This is a genomic window from Ostreiculturibacter nitratireducens, from assembly GCF_032670585.1.
Lineage (GTDB): Bacteria > Pseudomonadota > Alphaproteobacteria > Rhodobacterales > Rhodobacteraceae > Ostreiculturibacter > Ostreiculturibacter nitratireducens.
Genome location: NZ_JAVQHL010000007.1, coordinates 1 through 16,270 on the forward strand (window position 1 = coordinate 1; position 16,270 = coordinate 16,270).

Sequence of the window (16,270 nt, forward strand, 5' to 3'; positions counted from 1 at the left end):
CAGCACCTCGCCGGCATGAAGGATTCGAAGGTCATCGTCGCCATCAACAAGGACGAAGAAGCCCCGATCTTCCAGGTCGCCGACTACGGCCTCGTCGCGGACCTGTTCACCGCGGTGCCGGAACTGACTGAAAGGGTTTGAGTGGGTCGGACTGGGGTGGACCTGTCGCCCGGAAGGAATGGCAACGGGCTGCGGCCCAAAAAAGGGAAGAGAGACTATGAAGAGAACTGCGATACTGATGACGTCAGTGGCGATCGTTGGCGCCGGGGGGACGGCGCTGGCGGAAGAGAGCCTGAACGTCTCGGCCTACGGCGGAAGCTGGGGCGAAGCCTTGGCCGCCTGCGTTTTCACGCCTTTCCAGGCGGAAACCGGAATTTCGGTCATAGTCGAACCGAGCGCCTCGACCGTTACGCTTTCCAAGCTGCAGGCAGAGGCCGCCTCGCCCGTGACCGACGTTGCCTGGATGGATGGAGGAGTATCGGAGCTTGCCCGTGACAGCGGCGTAGTGGCGCCGATCGACCCCGCACTTGCGCCGGGGCTTGAAGGCGTCATCGACCAGGCGAAATACAAGACCGACGACGGCGGCATCTATGCTGTCGGCAACGGCTATTTCGCCGTGGGCATCGTCTACAACAGCGAGGAGATCACGACCCCGCCCACCTCTTGGGAGGATCTGTGGAACCCCGAATACGCCGGGCGTGTGATCCTGCCGAGCGCCGTCAACTCAATCGGCGTGCCCATGCTCGCCACGTTCAACGCGCTTGCAGGCGGAAAGCTGGAGGATCTCACGCCTGCGGTCGAGAAGATGGCGCAAATGGAACCCGCGCTGTTCTTCGACTCCTCGGGCGTGGCGAACAGCGGGTTCCAGACCGGCGAGGGCGTGATCGGGGCGCATTATGCGACCCAGGCGTTCACAATGTCCGACAGCGGTCTGCCGATCGCCTATGCGATCCCGAAAGAGGGCGCGATGGCCTCCGACATCCGCATCCATATCGTCAATGGCACAAAGCATGTTGAGGCCGCACACAAACTGGTCGACTTCGCGGTTCAGCCCGCGCAGGCGGGCTGCCTCGCCGCGGCTCTGCAGGTCGGCCCGTCGACGCAGGGTGTGGACCTGCCGCCGGAGGTCGCGGCACGGATGCCTTGGGGCTCAGAAGGCTCGGTAGACGACCTGGCGGTAGCCGACTGGAGCGCCATCAACGCCCACCGCGATACGCTGACCGAAACTTGGAACCGCATCGCCACTGGCAATTGACGCCCCGGACCGGGGGCGCAGCACGCTCCCGGTCCCACTTTCGAAGAGGCTACAACATGTCGCAGGACCTTATCCGGCTAGACAACATCTCCCGGAGATTTGGCACGGTCACGGCGCTCGCGGACATATCCCTGACAGTGCGCCGAGGCGAATTCCTTGCGCTTCTGGGCCCTTCGGGCTGCGGCAAGACCACTCTCCTGCGGATGATCGCCGGTTTTCTCGACCCGTTCTCCGGACAGCTGTCGATCGGCGGCAAGCGGATGAACAACGTTCCGCCCGATCACCGCCCGGTCAACACCGTGTTTCAGAACTACGCGCTGTTTCCGCACATGGACGTGGCCGAGAACATCGCCTTCGGCCTCAAGCGCAAGCGCCTGCCGAGGGCGGAGATCCGGAGCCGCGTGAAGGAGGCGTTGGCGATGGTCGGGATGGAGGCGTTCGCAACCCGATGGCCCGCAGAGCTTTCCGGGGGGCAACAGCAGCGGGTTGCACTTGCACGGGCCATCGTGAACCGGCCCGAGGTCCTTCTTCTCGACGAGCCTTTGGCGGCCCTCGATCTGAAGCTGCGCAAGCGGATGCAGATCGAGTTGAAGCGCTTGCACGAACGGCTGGGCATGACGTTCATACTCGTCACCCACGATCAGGAGGAAGCGCTGACCATCGCTGACCGTATCGTGGTCATGGATCACGGGCGGATCGCGCAGATCGGCACCGGACAAGAAATCTACGACACGCCGACCAACCGCTTCGTCGCCGATTTCATTGGCGAGGCGAACCTGCTGCCGATCACGGTCGGGAACGGCGGCATTGGCTGCCCTGGCCTCGATCTGCCCGGCGACATGCAGGCCGCGCCTCACGGCCGAGATAGCGCAATCATGATCCGGCCCGAAAACATCCGCTTGGCCGGGGAAACCTTGCCTGCGGGGTGGGTGACCGGCCAGGGCAAGCTGCGCCAGAAGATCTTCAGGGGCGTGGGCTGGCGGCTCTATGTGGAGTTGCCCGGCGGCGACGAAATCGCCATCGACACCAAAGAGTCCGGCGCGGAGCTCATCGAGCCCGGCGGGGATGTCCGGTTCGGCTGGCCGGCCGACCGATGCAGGGTTCTCGCACAATGAACGGAATTCCGGAGGTAACACGGAGATGAGGATCGGCCTCTGGGGTACTGTCCTGCTCCTGGCGGCGCCTGTCGCATTCATGCTGGCGTTTTTCGCGGCACCGTTCACAGCGGTCGCGGTATCGAGCCTGCATGATCCCGACGGCGGCTGGAGCCTTGCGAACTATGTTCGTTTGATCACCGACCCATACTACCTGAAGGCGCTCTGGACGACGCTCACCATCGCGCTTTGGGTAACGGTGATTACCATGCTGCTCGGCTATCCTCTGGCCTATTTCATGGCGTTCCGCATCCGCAATCGCTGGCTGAAACGGCTGCTCTACATCGTCGTCGTGACGCCGCTCTTCACCAGCAATGTGGTGCGGGCCTTTAGCTGGATCATCCTTCTTGGCCGCAACGGCTTCGTGAACGATATGCTGCTCTGGCTGAACCTAGTGGACAAGCCTTTGCCGATGCTTTTCAACAAGGTGTCAATCGTGATCGGCCTCTCTTACATCATGCTGCCGTTCATGGTCCTGTCGGTCGCGGCGATCCTGCAGAACATCGATGTCCGGCTGAAGGACGCCGCCCGGGATCTTGGCGCCGGGCCTTTGACCACCTTTTTGAATGTAACGCTGCCCCTCAGCCTGCCGGGAGTCATTTCGGGCGCCTTGATGGTCTTCACGCTCTGCGTGTCGGCCTATGTCACCCCGAGCATCCTGAGTGGAGGCCGCGAGGTCGTCATGTCGATGCTGGTCTTCCAGCAATACGCGACGGTGCTGAATTTCAGTTTCGGGGCGACGCTTGCCGTGGCGTTGCTGATCACTGCCTTCCTCTTGCTTGGGACCTACCAAGTCGCTCGGTTCGGGTTCCAGCAATCGCGAAAGTTGCGAGGCTTGCATGCTGCATAGAGTTGTCGGCCGCTTCGGACTTGGCCTTTATAGCTGGCTGGTCATCCTCTATCTGGTCTTTCCCTTGGCGGTGCTGATCGCAGTATCGTTCACGGCATCAGATTTCCTGTCGTTTCCGCCGAAAGGCCTCTCGCTCAAATGGTATGCGCGCCTGGCCGGAAATTCGGGATTTGTCGACGCGGCGTGGGTCAGCCTCAAGCTTGCTGCGCTCGCGACGCTTATTTCAGTGATCCTCGGCGTTTCGACCGCGCTCATCCTTGCCCGGAAGGAATTCCGGGGCAAGTCGGTGCTGAGCGCGCTTTTCATATCACCACTGCTTCTGCCGGCGATCGTCATCGGTGTCGCCGTCCTGCAATATGCGCATCTTCTGGGCTTCGCGCGCACGTTCTCGGCGCTTCTGGTCGGGCATGTAGTGATCATGATCCCCTACGTCATCCGCACCACGATTGCCTCACTCGGGGGGCTGCCGATGAACATCGAAGAGGCCGCGCAGGATCTAGGCGCAAACCGGTTCCAGACGTTCTTCCTCATAACGTTGCCTCAGATCAAGCCGGGCGTCATCGCGGGCGGTCTTTTCGCGTTCATCATGTCGTGGATCAACGTCGAGGTGAGCATCTTCAACTCGACGGCGGAACTTGTTCCGATTCCGGTAAAGCTCTTCAACTACATCCAGTACAACATCGATCCGCTGGTTGCGGCGCTTTCGGCGGTGACGATCTATGTTGCCTTCGGTGTGGTATTCGCAATCGACGCCCTTATCGGCATCGACAAGGCCACTTCAGGATGATGGTGGCGTCAGATCAATTCGAACCAGTCTGCACAAGGACGGTATGACTACCCTTTGCCCCCCGCGCAAAGACCGCGCCACTCAGCCAGAGCAGCGGCGCGGTTGGGCTTGGAGAGGTGTCTGCTGGAGAGGGTGCGTTCCTGGTTGAAGTGGTTCGAGCCGGAAGCGTGGACGGATGCGAATTTCTGCAGACTTCGTATGCCCCGGATCCGCAGCATGGCCCGCTTCCGTCGTCGGAATGGCAGGCATGAATTCTCCACCCTCTTGTTGGCCCAGCGGCCTGTTTCCTGCCCAGCATCGGCACCGATCTCCTTGAGCGCAGCCCCGTAGAACCTGAGCCTATCGATGACTTGATGCGGCACGTTGCCGTCCCCGTGCGACATCCATACAGCTCGGGCGATGTAGCGCCCCGCGCGTCAGTAGATCGCCCCCTACAGGCCGCCGTAAGAGAACCCTAAGAGGAGCAGCAAGAACAGATACGAGCCGCATCCCAGGAAGAGGAAGATACCGACCCAGAGGTCCTTTAACGGGGTCTCGGCGTTTCTGAGAATCCAGATTGCCAAGGCGGCGCCTGGCACAAACAATAGGAGGACGTACGCCCCAAAACCCCAGGGAGTGAAGAACAAGCGCCAGAACCACCTGCTTCCCGCTCCCGTCACGGTGCCAAACAGCAGAATAACCAGGTCAAGCGCAAGCGACAGAATCCAAGGCGCGATGGCGGCCAGTACCCACAACCCGACAACGCTCACTTCCGATTTCATCATCGCGTCGAAATGACGTCTCACGGAACCTCCCATTCCAGCTCCCCCGATATGCGGTTCGACGACCATGACTTCTTCGGCGCCGGCTGGGCAAACCACCGATCCCAAAGCTTCCCAGAGGAGCGGCAGCGCCAGTATAGTCGCTGACCTGGCCCGCGGACATGAAGAAGCGCAGAGGGAGGCCTTTCGCGCCGGTGGTCGCGTGCAGCCTGTTATTCAGTCCGCTTTTCGTGCGCCGGATCAGGCGTCCACCCCCCTTTTTCGCCCGCAGGTTCGAAGCCCTGCGGTGAGCCTTCAGGCGGGTCGCTCCAATCCTGAAGACCTTCTATTCAACGCCCTCGGAGGCCAGCCCCTCAATCATCCGGGCGAAGACACCCGTGAGGTGGCCCAATCACACTCGCGCCCCGGCAGGCCACACCCTTCTGGTACTTGACCCACAGCGAACTCACCCCATTCATCGTCCTGCGAAGGACATCCGCCCACCAACGGTGGAACTCCTTCTCCTTTCTGGCCTCAGATCAGATGGCGGCCGATGCGGTTTCGGCTTTCCTGGGCCAGCGGAACTCGGTTCCGTCCACCCACATCCGGTGCATGATCACGGCGAGCCTACGGGCTAGCGCGACGACTGCCTTGCGATGACCATCGCGCCTGGCGATCGCGGCTGCCCAGGCTTTCAGCCAGGACCTTTTGGGCCATGCGGGTCAGCATCACCTGGGCTGCCTCGTAAAGAAGAACGCGTTTCATCGCGCTTCGGCAAAGCGAGATACGGCCGATGCGCTGGCTTTCTCCCGACTGGTCAGGCACGGGCGTCAGTCCCAGCGCGGGACCGACGCAACGCGATCGATGAAAACGTGCGGGATCATCAATGCTGTTGGTGAACGCAACGCCCCGCGCATCGTTGCGATCGGTCTTGTTGATCTGGGCCCCGAGAAAGGCCTTCCCTAATGGGTCTCGCCGCACATCACCGGAAGGCCGACTTCGGCAAGTCCGCCGTAATGCCATTGCGACAAGGGCCTGGCCTCCAACCCGATCCGCACGACGTTGAACCACTCGCCCCGCAGAGCATCGGCAAGATCCTCCGGGTGGCTCGGAACCTTGGCCTCGCGACCGATCGAGCCATTTCATCGGAAACACAAACCGACCTCTCTTTCACGGAAACGTCCAGGCCGGCATGGTGATTCATGGCTCGCGCTGCCTTCCTGATTCTTGTGCCATTCCTCACGGACCACGTCGTATCATCAGCTCGAAGCGCGGTTCCTTTCAGTTCGGACGTCAGGGATGGGGATCAAGCCGAATACCCTATCCGACCATACCTGCCTTTTGGCGGGCATACAGCGAAGGCCCGTTTCGAACCCAAGTCGGTCGTTAGTTGCGGTGTCCCCAAGGACGATGGCGGTTGGGAACCGGTCCTCAGCCGCGCGGCGCTGCGACGCCAGCATCGCGGACACGTCTTCCGCCCACGGCAGCGCAAGCCGCATTTTTCAAGAAAGTTCCAATCTTGATGAAAATTATGATAATGATATCATGTTCATTAAATGCCTCCGCCAAGGATGCTCGATGAATACGCAGGCCAGTCGTCCGGATGCCCCCAATGCTCATGCGGAGCATTTTGCCGCCTGGCTTCTCCAAGGGCGCGATGAATTGCGCAAAGGCGAGCGCACCAGGACGGATCTTCTGGTTGCGGGAGCTCGTCTTCTCTCCGCCGAGACGCTGGACAGCCTAACGGTCGCAGGTGTGTGCAAGGCTGCCGGCGTCGCTCACGGAACGTTCTACATATACTTCGCCAATCGGAACGTTTTCGCAGCCGAGGTGCTGGAGTTGTTCGTCGATTATGTGCAACTGGAGATGCGTTCTGCCGCGCGGTTGCCCGGAAGCGCATCGCGCAACACGACCGCCGCGTACATGCGCATCTTCGAAGAGAATACCGGGCTCATGAAATGCCTGGTTGTCGGTGTGGACGCCTTTCCAGAGGCGCGCTCCGCATTCCGGCGTCTCAACCACGAATGGACCACGACGGTGACCCGTGCCTGGCTGAGAAACAATGCCCAGTCCCCGAGGAGCGAGGCGGAACTGATGCGGCGGGCCTACGCGCTCGGCGGCATGGTCGATCAGTATCTGACCGCACTTTTCGTTACCGGCGACCCTTGGGTCCGCGCCCTGTCGCAAGACCGCGAGGAGGTGCTCGAGATGTTCACCGATCTCTGGAAAAGAGGCATGCAAACATGAGCCTGATCGAGCAAGGGCATTGTATCCCGATCGAAGACCTCGCCGCCCACCGGCAGCTGGCTTGGGAACGCCAGAGTGCCTATGTCGCCAGAAATTCCCCCTTCTTCCAGGCGCTCTGGGATGGCAGGACGCCGCCGAAGCGTCTGGAGGATCTGCCTGAGCTGCCGTTCTCGGACAAGGCGGGCCTTCGTCTGTCGCAGCCGGCCCATCCGCCCTTTGGCACCTATCTCGCGGCGGCGCCCGAGAAGGTGTCGCGCCTGCACCGCACCTCGGGCACGACCGGGCAGGCCATGAACCTCGCGATGAGTGCCCGCGATTGCGAGATCACGGAGGTCGTCGGCGGGCGCGCGCAGGCGCTGGCGGGGCTCGGCCCCGGAACGATGGTGGTGCACTGTCTGAACTACCAGATGTGGATGGGTGGGCTGACGGACCACCTGACACTCGAACGCACGGGCGCGACCGTGGTGCCCTTCGGAGTCGGATCGACCGAACTTCTGGTTCGCACGATCCTGGAGACTGGGATCACGGCAATCTCCTGCACCCCCTCTTATCCGACGGTTCTCGAACGAGTCGTGGCGGAGAAATTCCCGAATCTTGCGCCCGCCGACCTGGGTCTGAAGCTCGGGCTGTTCGGCGGCGAGCCGGGCCTTGACGACCCGGCGTATCGCCAACGCATCCGCGACATCTGGGGCATGGAGCCGCGAAACGCCAACTACGGCGTCTCCGACGTTTTCTGCAATTTCGCGGCCCAGTGCGAACACGAGTCGGACCTGCATTTCGTCGCCCATGACGTGCTGCACGTGGAGTTGATCGATCCGGAGAGCGGCGCGCCCAAGCCCATCGAGAGCGGCGTGGAAGGCGAGTTGGTTCTCACCCATCTCGACCGCGAATGTCAGCCGCTCGTGCGGTTTCGCACCGGCGACATCATCTCAGTGCAGGGAACCGGGCCCTGCGCCTGCGGTTGCGCGGGGTTCCGCTTTCGCGTCGTGGGCCGCTCGGACGACATGGTAGTGGTTCGCGGCCTGAACATGTTCCCGACCATGGTAGCCGCCGTCGTCAGCGGATTTGCCGAACTTTCCGGCGACTACCGCATCGTTCTGGACACCCCGCCACCCTACCATACGCTGCCCGTTCGGGCCGAACTGGCAAAGGGGAAGGCCGACGATGGGACGCTCGCGCAGCGCCTCGAGGCCACACTCAAGGCGAGGCTCGGGGCCACCGCGACGGTGACGCTCGTGCCTGCGGGTACTTTTCCAGCAACCGAAGGCAAGACCCGCCGCGTCATCAGGACCTACACATGAGAGATTTCACCTACGACACGATCCTGTCATCCATGACCGGCGAGGGTGTACGCACCATCTCGCTCAACCGGCCGGACTCGCTCAACGCCATGAACCGAAGGTTGATCGACGAGGTGGCGATCGCGTTCAACGAGGCCAACCGGGATAGGGAAACGCGCGCCATCGTGTTCACTGGAGAGGGACGCGCCTTTTGCGCGGGCGATGACCGCCATGAGCATGTTCATCCGGAAACCGAGGAGCAGGCGCGCGATATCGTCGACGCGATCCAGCGCGCGACCGAGGCGATCGTGTTCGGCGCGAAACCTGTGGTCGGGGCCATCAATGGCTGGGCCGTGGGTGGCGGCTTCGAATGGGCGATCAACTGCGACTTCCCGATTTGGGCAGAAAGCGCCAAGGGTTTCTTCCCCGAGGTATCGCTCAACCTCTTCGTCACCGGCGCCGTGACGACGATTCTTCCGGCCATAGTCGGTCCCGTGAAAGCCCGTGAAATGCTTTTTCTGGGAGAGCGCTATTCGGCCGAGGACCTCAAGGCCTGCGGCGTTGCATGGAAAGTCGTTCCCGATGCGGAGTTGCGGGAGGAAGCGGGACGGGTCGCAGCACGACTTGCGGCGCTTCCGAGTCTTTCGGTGCGGGCCATGAAGCGGGTGCTCAACCAGGCTTCCGCAGGAGCGATCCGGACGGCCCTGCTGCTCGAAACCGAAGCGACCGTGGCGGGCTTTCTCGACCCTGAGACCACGCGGCTTCTCAAAGCATTCTAGTATGAGCTCCCAAAAGTCGGCTTTCCTGGCCGTTAACAGCAAAACATACGATAGCCCACTCGTCCGCTGAACGATCGTGGGGTTATCTTGGCAAATGGCAGACACTGCCAAGAGCTGACATTTGGCTTGGCCGCAGTCGACGTCAGCTGCGAGCCTCCCTGAACGCTGACCATCATCGATTCAGAAGTGACATTGGGACCGCTCCCGACGCGGAAGAACGCGCGTCCGGGGTTTTCACATGTCTTTGGCTGCGGCGCGTCCGAACCTGTCCGACGTGCTTCTGCAGGTTCCCGTTGCGCGGTTGCGGGGAATGGGCGTCAGAGGAAAACCGTCGCCGTGGCAGGAACCAGCGTGACGATGACCAGAACCAGCAGCATGACGGCGATGAAGGGCAGTGTTGCGGCAAAGATCTGCTCGACCGAGACGGAGGGGTCGTTGAGCGTGTTGTGCACCGTGAAGACCGAGATCCCGAATGGCGGGGTCAGAAGACCGATCTCCACCGCGATCACGGTCACGATGCCGAAATGACTGAGGTCGATCCCCATACCCTGCGCGATCGGTGCCGCGATCGGTACCATGATGAGCAGGATAGAGGTACTGTCGAGGATCATCCCCATCAGCAGGATGATCGCCGAATAGAAGAACAGGAAGCCAAGCGGGCCGAAACCGGACTGCGCGACGAGTCCGCCGATGGCGTTGGGCAGCCCGGCGATGGCCAACATGCGGGAATAGAACGAGGCCGCGACCAGGAGCAGCAGGATCGAGACCGAGATCACGCCTGTCTGCTTCATCACCTGCCACAGCCTGTGACGGTCGAGGCTGCGCCGCGACAGGGCGACGAGCAGCGCGCCGAAGGCGCCGACACCGCCTGCCTCCGTCGGCGTGAAGAAGCCCGTGTAAAGGCCACCCAGAACGAGCATCACCAAAAGGATGATCGGCACCAGCTTGGCAACCATTCTGCCAAGCGGCATTGGCTTGAAGTCCTTGTCCAGACGGCGCTGGCGCGCGCTGTCGGGATCCCTCAGAACGAAGCCGGGGAACAGCACCGTTATGCCGACCAGCATGGCCACGAAGCCCCCGGCCAGCATCAGGCCTGGGACGATGCCTGCAATGAACATGCCGCCAATCGACACTTCGGCCAGCACTCCGTAGATGATTAGCAGGAGGCTCGGCGGGATCAGCATTCCAAGAACCGAAGACCCCGCGACCGTGCCCGCCGCGAAGGACGGAAGGTAGCCGTGCCGCGTCATCTCGGGTACCGCAACGCGGGTAAACACGGCGGCGGACGCGATGGAGACGCCGGTGACGGCGGCAAAGACCGTATTGGCAGCGACCGTTGCGACGCCAAGCCCGCAGATCATTCGGCGCAGCAGTTCCTCGGCCACCTCGAACGTATCGCGCCCGACGTTGGAGATGCTAACGAGGAGCCCCATGAGCACGAAAAGCGGGATCGTCGCGAAGAGGTAATCCGCGATACCGGAATAGGCGGTCAGCTCCAGCATCCTGAAGGCCAGGTCGATGTTGTTGCGGATCAGCCAGATCCCCACGAACGCCACGCCGAATAGCGCGTAGGCGATCTGCATTCCGAGAAGGACCAGCAGGATCAGCACGCCGATCAGAAGAAAGCCGACGGCGAGTGTGGTCATTCCAGTCTCCGTAAACTGCGGATTTCCTCGTTCGCTCGGTAGAGCGCGGCGAGGATTGCCACCGCCGAGCCAAGCGCCGTGATCCCCCGGAACGGCCAGGTCGGAATGGTGAACACGCCCTGGACCCCGAAAAATTCCATCGTCCGCCACGCGTCGACGAATTTCGGCCAGGAGGCCCAGAGGATTAACGCGAAGACCGCTGCGCCGGCGATGCAGAACGCCGCCTCGATCACCGAGACCGCCGCTGGGGACGCCCGGTCGATCCGCCGCAAGAGGAAATCGGCGCGGGTCAGGCGCTTTTGCAGGATCGCCGCCGCAACCTGCAGGAACACGATGGCGACCACCGCCCTGGCTGCTATTTCCGACACGCCCGTGATCGGCGCGTCGAGAAAGTTGCGACCAACCACGTCGGCGACGATCAGCAGCATCAGCGCCCCTATCCCGGCGGTGCCGACGGCCGACATCGCCGCCGCGACGCTGCCGAGCAGTGCCCCGAAAGGCGCATCGGCAAACGCCGGGACGAACCCGTCGTCAAGTTCGGCTGTGCTGTCGTCGCTCATGGTTCCTTCCCTTTCCCCAGAGCATGACTGCGCCCGCCTAGATACTCTCCGGGCGGGCGCGATCCAAGGCAAGTCCCTGTTTCAGAGTCCTTCGTCCCAGTTGCGCAGCGGCGTCGCGCCACGCTCGCGGAGCGCGTCGAAATAGGCCTTGAGCACGACCCGCCCCTTGTCGCCGGTCTGCTCGAGCCAGGGCTCGATGATGTTGGGAAGGCCGTTCACCCACTTTGCCTTTTCCTCTTCCGGCAGTTCGTGGATGGTCAGGCCCGCAGCCTGCATCTCGACCAACGCGCGCGCGGCGAGATCGGCCACGTAATCGCCATGCGCCGTGGAGGTCGCCTTCGCGGCGTCACGGAACGCCACCTGCACCGGCTCGGGCAGGCCCTCGAAGAAATCCTTGTTGGCAGCGATCCCGCCGAAATACATCGAGCCGATCCCGACGCGCGTCAGCTGCGGTGCAACTTCGTAGACGCGTGTCGGCAGGATGCCGGACGCGAAGGAAAGCGCGCCTTCTGTCACGCCTGTCTGGATGTTTGTGTAGTAGGTGGTCAACGCGCCGTCGACCGGCGTCGCGCCCGTGCCCTGAAGCCAGTTCGCCGAGGTCCCCGGGGCGTTCAGCTTCCGGTTCTGGAGGTCGGTCATCGAGGAGACCGGGAAGGTCGCGTAGATATCGTAGCTGTCGGTGATCAGGGAGGACAGGTGCACCATGCCGTTCTCGGCCCAGCTGTCCTTGAGTTCGGGCAGGTTCTCGGACAGATCGTCGAAGATCTCGATGATCATCCGGTGATCCTCGGTCGCGAAGGGCGTGAAGTAGGTCACGTTCTGAAGCGGCATGTTCGCCCCTTCCCAGACCGTGCCGACCATACCCACATCGACGATGCCGTCCATGACCGCTTCGCGCGTGTCGGTGAACTTGTAAAGCGTGCCGGCGTAATTCTCGACCCAGTCGACCTGGTACTCGCCAGCCTCCGCCAGGATGCGGTTCACCTCCGGCTGAAACGTGTTCTTCATCGCGTAGACCCAGATGTTAGCCTCGGGGTGCGACGAACCGATGTTGACAGTGATGGTCTGCTGCGCGTGGGCCGCCGCGCCCAGGCACAGGGCGACGGCGGTGGCCGTGGTGAATGTCGAAAGCTTCATGAAGTCCTCCCTTGGGTCGGGCGCGCCTCCCGCTTGCCCGGTTTGCTCTAGTCTTCCAGTTTTCCCAGGGCGCGCAGGATGCGCTCTGGCGTGAACGGCATTTCGGTCACCTGCGCGCCGAATGGGCGCAGGGCGTCGTTGATCGCATTCATGACGGCGGCAGGGGCCCCGGCGGTACCGGCCTCGCCGGCGCCCTTGGCGCCGAGCTCGCTCTCATTGGTGGGCGTCTCTACGTGGCCGATCACCATGTCTGGCATCTCTGCCGCCATTGGCACGAGGTAGTCGGCCATAGAACCGTTGAGCAACTGGCCGTCGGCGTCGTAGTGGATCTCCTCGAACAGCGCGCCCCCCAGACCCTGTACGATGCCACCCCGGATCTGCTCGTCGACAAGCTGCGGGTTGATGATCCGACCGCAATCCTCGACGCACCAGTGTTTCAGCAGCTTGACCACTCCGGTCTCGATGTCGACCTCCAGGTAGGATGCCTGCATCCCGTTCGTGAAGGCAAATGGGTAGTCCGAGGTGATGAAATGCCTGGTCTGCACCAGCTCGCGCGGCAACCCCTTGGGCAGCGTGTCGCCGCGGAAATAGACGATGCGGCCCAGTTCTTCGAGCGGCATCCGCTCCTCGCCGCTGTCGGCATCCACGATCTTGCCGTCGCGGATGTCGAGCCTCGATTGATCGGCCTGCAGCATGGCCGCCGCCACCTCGAGGATGGAGCCGCGGAGCGCGCGGGCGGACTGCAGTGCCGCCTCCCCGCCGATCCCGGCCCCGCGCGAGGCCCAGGTGCCGCCGCCGTAGGGCGTCACCTGGGTGTCGCCGGTGATCACGCGAACCCTGTCGGGCGACACGCCCACGCCCTCGGCCACGACCTGGGCCAGCATCGCCTCGGTCCCCTGACCCTGCTCGGTGACGCCCGAAAGCGCCACGATCGATCCGTCTGGGTCCATGCGGACCGTGCAGCCGTCCTGCGCCGAGATGCGAGCGCCGCCGATGCCGTACATGAAGGGCGAGGGGTTGGTCAGCTCGATGAAGCTCGCGATGCCGATCCCGCGATGGATGCCGCGCTTGCGGGCCTCCGCTTGATCGGCGCGGAGCGTCTCATAGTCCATCAGCTCCAGGAGCTTGTCCATCGAGGCGTGGTGCGACAACGCCTCGAACCGCATCTTCGCAGGGGAGGTCACGGGATAGGCGTCGTCGGCATACATATTGCGGCGGCGGATCTCGACCGGATCCATGCCGATCGCGGCCGCGGCCATGTCCACGAGCCCCTCCGTGATCGCCACCGCGATGGGATGGCCGACGGCACGGTATTGGCAGGTGGGCGTCTTGTTCTGGAAGACGACGGTGGTCCGAGCGCGATAGTTGGCGAAATCGTAAGGCCCGCCGCAAAGGTTCACCACCTGATTGCCCTCGATGGCCGAAGTGCGGGGATAGACCGAATAGGCGCCGATGGCTGTCCAGTCGTCCACATCGATGGCGAGGATCTTTCCGTTTTCATCCACGGCGATCTTCGCCTCGATCTCGTGGTCCCGGGCGTGGATGTCGCTCGTGAAGCTCTCCAGCCGGTCGGCAACGAACTTCACCGGGCGCCCCATGACCTTGGCGATGGCCGCTGTTGCCACCTCGTCCGGATAGACATGGACCTTGATCCCGTAGGAGCCGCCCACATCGCCGCAGATCACGCGCACGCGGCCTTCGGGAATGTCGAGGTGCTTGGCAAGGACCGTCTGCATCATGTGCGGCGCCTGCGTCGCATGATAGGCGGTCAGTTGCCCCTCGGCGGGATTCCAGTCCGCAAGGATCGAACGCGGTTCGAGCGTCACGCCGGTGTGGCGCGCGGTCCGAAACCAAGCCGTGACGACCTTGTGCGCCGACGCCAGGGCGGCGTCCACGTCCCCCTCTTCGTGCAGCCGGCGGAAGGCGAGGTTGTCACCCATCTCGGCGTGCAGCACGGGTGTTTCCTTGTCGAGGGCGGTCATCATGCCGGTGACGGCGGGAAGCGGATCGTAATCGACCTCGACCAGCGCCGCGCCTTCCTCGGCCGCGGCACGGGAGGTGGCGACGACGGCCACCACCGGCTCGCCGACCCAAGTGGCGCGGTCCACCGCCATGGCGTGCTGCGGCGGAGACTTCAGCCCCTTGAGATGAGCCAGCACGGCGACCCACGGGCTGCAGACCTCGGCCAGGTCGGCCCCGGTGAAGACACGCAGCACGCCCTTGACGCCCTTCGCCGCGGCCGCATCGATGCCGGTGATTTTCGCGTGCGCCATGGGCGAGCGCACGAATGCCACATGCACCATGCGCGGCAGGACGATATCGTCCACGTAGCGCCCGCGCCCCTGAGCCAGCTTGCCCGCGTTCGGGCGCGGGACGGTCTTGCCGATGTAGGAATTGGGCCGGTCGGGATTTCCGAACGCGATGGTCATGCCGCCCCCTTTCCGGCGCGCACCCGCGCCACGCTTTCGATCGCATCCACGATGGCCTCGTAGCCCGTGCAGCGGCAGTAGTTGCCGGAAAGATGCTCCCGTATCTCCGCCCGCGAGGGAACTCCGCCCCGCGACAGAAGTTCCTGCGCCGAAACGAGCATGCCCGGCGTGCAGAAGCCGCATTGCAGCGCGTTGCGCGCCACGAAGGCTTCTTGCAGATCGGCGATCTCGGCCCTGTCGGAAAGTCCCTCGACCGTCCAGACTTCGGCGCCGTCTGCCTGCGCCGCGAGCATCAGGCAGCCGCGCACCGCCTGGCCGTTCACCCGCACCGTGCAGGCTCCACAGACGCCATGCTCACAACTCGCGTGTGCGCCGGTCAGCCCCAGTTCCAGCCGCAGGAAGTCGATCAGGTGTTGACCTGCGGGCACACGCCCCTCGACCGGCTCGCCATTCACAGTCAGCGCGATATCGATCTTGTCCTGGAACATCTCGGTCATGCCTTGCTTCCCTCGATCCGGGCCACGGCGCGGCGCAGGAGTACACCGGCGAGGTGGCGGCGATAGGCTGCGCTGGCCTGGGTGTCCGACGGCGGGTCGATTTCCGCCCCCAGCGCAGTGACCGCCGCTTCGACATCGCCCCCGTCGAGCGCCGCCATCGCTCCTTTGGCCAGCACCGGCTTCGGCCCGACCGAGAACAAGGACACCCGGTTCCCATCGTCTCGGCGGACGAGGCAGAGCCCCGCCAGTGCATAATCGCCGGACCGGCGGGCGACCTCTTCGATCACCTGGACCTCAGCCTCCCCTGCCTTTGGCACGGTAATCGCGGTCAGGATCTCGCCCTCCTGCAATGCCGTGGCGAAGATGTCCTCGAAGAAATCCTCCGCCGCGATTTGCCGCGTACCCTCGGGACCGGCGACATGCATCGTGGCGCCCAGCGCAAGAACGCAGGCCGGAAACTCTGCCGACGGGTCAGCATGAGCCAACGCCCCGCCGATCGTGCCGCGATTGCGTATCGCTGCATGGGCGATGTAGCCCACCGCGTCCGCCAGCAAGGGCGCGTGGCGACGCACCAGCGGATTCGTACCGATCTCGGCATGGCGCGTAAGGGCGCCAATCTTGAGGGTGTCGCCCGCGTCCTTCACGCCAGACAACTCCGACAGACGCGAGATGTCGACAAGCAGGTCACCTGTAGACAGCCGCATGTTCATCGCTGCAATCAGGCTCTGCCCTCCCGCCAGAACGCGGCCCATGCCGTTCGCGGATGAGAGAAGCTCCAGCGCATGATTCAAGTCGTTTGCCCGAGCGTAGCCGCCCGCCGATGCCTTCATGGCGCCCCTCCCCGTCACTCCTCCCGCGGCATGGAATCGCACCGCTTATTGAGCACTTGCTCAATCCTGTTGATCGGAT

Annotated in this window: 14 protein-coding genes and 4 pseudogenes; 8 read left to right on the forward strand and 10 right to left on the reverse strand. The window is 63.3% G+C overall.

All coding sequences use genetic code 11. The annotated features are described in order from the left end of the window. The 5 genes and pseudogenes from ABCN56_RS19250 to ABCN56_RS19270 all read left to right on the forward strand — a co-directional run. Window positions 1-141, forward strand: a pseudogene (locus tag ABCN56_RS19250) (electron transfer flavoprotein subunit alpha/FixB family protein); the annotation flags it as partial. A 76-nt stretch (window positions 142-217) separates the two neighbouring features. Next, window positions 218-1,255 carry an ABC transporter substrate-binding protein gene (locus tag ABCN56_RS19255; protein ID WP_343082465.1) on the forward strand — a complete coding sequence of 346 codons (1,038 nt, stop codon included), beginning with the start codon at window positions 218-220 and terminating at the stop codon, window positions 1,253-1,255. Window positions 1,256-1,311: 56 nt separating this feature from the next. Beyond that, window positions 1,312-2,370 (forward strand): ABC transporter ATP-binding protein, encoded by a 1,059-nt coding sequence (locus tag ABCN56_RS19260; RefSeq protein WP_343082466.1) that lies wholly within the window; start codon window positions 1,312-1,314, stop codon window positions 2,368-2,370. Between the two features lie 25 nt (window positions 2,371-2,395). Continuing rightward, window positions 2,396-3,259 carry an ABC transporter permease gene (locus tag ABCN56_RS19265; protein WP_343082467.1) on the forward strand — a complete coding sequence of 288 codons (864 nt, stop codon included), beginning with the start codon at window positions 2,396-2,398 and terminating at the stop codon, window positions 3,257-3,259. Next, the gene (locus tag ABCN56_RS19270; RefSeq protein WP_343082468.1) at window positions 3,249-4,046 is read left to right on the forward strand and encodes an ABC transporter permease; all 798 of its coding nucleotides are present in this window, start codon (window positions 3,249-3,251) and stop codon (window positions 4,044-4,046) included. The genes ABCN56_RS19265 and ABCN56_RS19270 overlap by 11 nt, the downstream gene beginning before the upstream one ends. A 47-nt stretch (window positions 4,047-4,093) precedes the next feature. On the opposite strand, the pseudogene ABCN56_RS19275 reads toward ABCN56_RS19270, so the two are convergent. From ABCN56_RS19275 to ABCN56_RS19290, 4 genes and pseudogenes are all read right to left on the reverse strand, one after another. Then, window positions 4,094-4,405 (reverse strand): annotated as a pseudogene (locus ABCN56_RS19275) (IS6 family transposase); the annotation flags it as partial. Between the two features lie 72 nt (window positions 4,406-4,477). Continuing rightward, window positions 4,478-4,831 carry a hypothetical protein gene (locus ABCN56_RS19280; protein ID WP_343082494.1) on the reverse strand — a complete coding sequence of 118 codons (354 nt, stop codon included), beginning with the start codon at window positions 4,829-4,831 and terminating at the stop codon, window positions 4,478-4,480. 85 nt (window positions 4,832-4,916) lie between these two features. Then, window positions 4,917-5,183 (reverse strand): annotated as a pseudogene (locus ABCN56_RS19285) (IS5/IS1182 family transposase); the annotation flags it as partial. Window positions 5,184-5,325: 142 nt separating this feature from the next. Beyond that, a pseudogene (locus ABCN56_RS19290) lies at window positions 5,326-5,990 on the reverse strand (transposase). Window positions 5,991-6,196: 206 nt separating this feature from the next. Here ABCN56_RS19290 and ABCN56_RS19295 point away from each other — a divergent pair. From ABCN56_RS19295 to ABCN56_RS19305, 3 genes are read left to right on the forward strand one after another with little or no spacing between them, the layout of a single operon-like run. Next, on the forward strand, window positions 6,197-7,033 hold the full coding sequence (locus ABCN56_RS19295) for a TetR/AcrR family transcriptional regulator (RefSeq protein ID WP_343082469.1): 837 nt from the start codon (window positions 6,197-6,199) through the stop codon (window positions 7,031-7,033). Further along, complete coding sequence (locus tag ABCN56_RS19300; RefSeq protein WP_343082470.1) at window positions 7,030-8,334, forward strand: phenylacetate--CoA ligase family protein; 1,305 nt, start codon at window positions 7,030-7,032, stop codon at window positions 8,332-8,334. The genes ABCN56_RS19295 and ABCN56_RS19300 overlap by 4 nt, the downstream gene beginning before the upstream one ends. Then, the gene (locus tag ABCN56_RS19305; protein WP_343082471.1) at window positions 8,331-9,092 is read left to right on the forward strand and encodes an enoyl-CoA hydratase/isomerase family protein; all 762 of its coding nucleotides are present in this window, start codon (window positions 8,331-8,333) and stop codon (window positions 9,090-9,092) included. The genes ABCN56_RS19300 and ABCN56_RS19305 overlap by 4 nt, the downstream gene beginning before the upstream one ends. A 317-nt stretch (window positions 9,093-9,409) precedes the next feature. Here the strand turns inward: ABCN56_RS19305 and ABCN56_RS19310 are convergent, their stop codons facing one another. The 6 genes from ABCN56_RS19310 to ABCN56_RS19335 all read right to left on the reverse strand — a co-directional run bounded on the left by ABCN56_RS19310 (window position 9,410) and on the right by ABCN56_RS19335 (window position 16,191). Then, window positions 9,410-10,738 (reverse strand): TRAP transporter large permease, encoded by a 1,329-nt coding sequence (locus ABCN56_RS19310; protein ID WP_343082472.1) that lies wholly within the window; start codon window positions 10,736-10,738, stop codon window positions 9,410-9,412. Further along, window positions 10,735-11,298 carry a TRAP transporter small permease subunit gene (locus ABCN56_RS19315; RefSeq protein ID WP_343082473.1) on the reverse strand — a complete coding sequence of 188 codons (564 nt, stop codon included), beginning with the start codon at window positions 11,296-11,298 and terminating at the stop codon, window positions 10,735-10,737. The genes ABCN56_RS19310 and ABCN56_RS19315 overlap by 4 nt, the downstream gene beginning before the upstream one ends. Window positions 11,299-11,379: 81 nt before the next feature. Further along, window positions 11,380-12,435, reverse strand: a complete 1,056-nt coding sequence (locus ABCN56_RS19320) for a C4-dicarboxylate TRAP transporter substrate-binding protein (protein ID WP_343082474.1) — start codon at window positions 12,433-12,435, stop codon at window positions 11,380-11,382. A gap of 47 nt (window positions 12,436-12,482) precedes the next feature. Then, entirely contained in the window at window positions 12,483-14,864 is a 2,382-nt protein-coding gene (locus tag ABCN56_RS19325; protein ID WP_343082475.1) for a xanthine dehydrogenase family protein molybdopterin-binding subunit, read from the reverse strand. Beyond that, the gene (locus tag ABCN56_RS19330; RefSeq protein WP_343082476.1) at window positions 14,861-15,361 is read right to left on the reverse strand and encodes a (2Fe-2S)-binding protein; all 501 of its coding nucleotides are present in this window, start codon (window positions 15,359-15,361) and stop codon (window positions 14,861-14,863) included. The genes ABCN56_RS19325 and ABCN56_RS19330 overlap by 4 nt, the downstream gene beginning before the upstream one ends. Further along, complete coding sequence (locus ABCN56_RS19335; protein WP_343082477.1) at window positions 15,358-16,191, reverse strand: FAD binding domain-containing protein; 834 nt, start codon at window positions 16,189-16,191, stop codon at window positions 15,358-15,360. Before ABCN56_RS19335 ends, ABCN56_RS19330 begins: the two co-directional genes overlap by 4 nt. Window positions 16,192-16,270: the final 79 nt, after the last annotated feature.

Bases quoted from the DNA above. Each gene is read 5' to 3' on its own strand.
- ABCN56_RS19325 (WP_343082475.1), bottom strand. From the start codon at position 14,864: ATGACCATCGCGTTCGGAAATCCCGACCGGCCCAATTCCTACATCGGC.
- ABCN56_RS19330 (WP_343082476.1), bottom strand. From the start codon at position 15,361: ATGACCGAGATGTTCCAGGACAAGATCGATATCGCGCTGACTGTGAAT.
- ABCN56_RS19255 (WP_343082465.1), top strand. From the start codon at position 218: ATGAAGAGAACTGCGATACTGATGACGTCAGTGGCGATCGTTGGCGCC.
- ABCN56_RS19270 (WP_343082468.1), top strand. From the start codon at position 3,249: ATGCTGCATAGAGTTGTCGGCCGCTTCGGACTTGGCCTTTATAGCTGG.
- ABCN56_RS19265 (WP_343082467.1), top strand. From the start codon at position 2,396: ATGAGGATCGGCCTCTGGGGTACTGTCCTGCTCCTGGCGGCGCCTGTC.
- ABCN56_RS19320 (WP_343082474.1), bottom strand. From the start codon at position 12,435: ATGAAGCTTTCGACATTCACCACGGCCACCGCCGTCGCCCTGTGCCTG.
- ABCN56_RS19315 (WP_343082473.1), bottom strand. From the start codon at position 11,298: ATGAGCGACGACAGCACAGCCGAACTTGACGACGGGTTCGTCCCGGCG.
- ABCN56_RS19300 (WP_343082470.1), top strand. From the start codon at position 7,030: ATGAGCCTGATCGAGCAAGGGCATTGTATCCCGATCGAAGACCTCGCC.
- ABCN56_RS19295 (WP_343082469.1), top strand. From the start codon at position 6,197: ATGGCGGTTGGGAACCGGTCCTCAGCCGCGCGGCGCTGCGACGCCAGC.
- ABCN56_RS19260 (WP_343082466.1), top strand. From the start codon at position 1,312: ATGTCGCAGGACCTTATCCGGCTAGACAACATCTCCCGGAGATTTGGC.
- ABCN56_RS19305 (WP_343082471.1), top strand. From the start codon at position 8,331: ATGAGAGATTTCACCTACGACACGATCCTGTCATCCATGACCGGCGAG.
- ABCN56_RS19335 (WP_343082477.1), bottom strand. From the start codon at position 16,191: ATGAAGGCATCGGCGGGCGGCTACGCTCGGGCAAACGACTTGAATCAT.
- ABCN56_RS19310 (WP_343082472.1), bottom strand. From the start codon at position 10,738: ATGACCACACTCGCCGTCGGCTTTCTTCTGATCGGCGTGCTGATCCTG.